Annotated in this window: 1 protein-coding gene; it reads left to right on the top strand. The window is 74.5% G+C overall.

What is annotated here, in order from left to right; all coding sequences use genetic code 11:
• On the top strand, positions 1-298 hold a 298-nt coding region (locus IF73_RS38455), incomplete at both ends, for a vitamin B12 dependent-methionine synthase activation domain-containing protein (protein ID WP_037881941.1).

Below are 298 nucleotides of genomic sequence, written 5' to 3'. Positions count from 1 at the left end.
CTTCCCCCGCCAGCAGCGGGGCCGCCGCCTCTGTCTCGCCGACTTCCACCGCGCCGAGGACTCCGGGGAGGTCGACACCGTCGCCCTCCAGGTCGTCACGGTCGGATCGCGGATCGGCGAGGAGACCGCCAGGCTCTTCGCCGCCGACGCCTACCGCGGCTACCTCGAACTCCACGGCCTGTCGGTGCAGTTGGCGGAGGCGCTGGCCGAGTACTGGCACGCGCGGGTGCGGCGGGAGTGGGGGATCGGCGGCGCCGACCCGGCCGGCCTGGACGGCATGCTGCGCACCGAGTACCAG

Source organism: Streptomyces sp. NRRL F-5727 (assembly GCF_000719555.1).
Taxonomy (GTDB): Bacteria; Actinomycetota; Actinomycetes; order Streptomycetales; family Streptomycetaceae; genus Streptomyces.
Note: the sequence above shows the minus strand (reverse complement) of the source record. Positions and strands in the feature narration are given on the sequence as shown.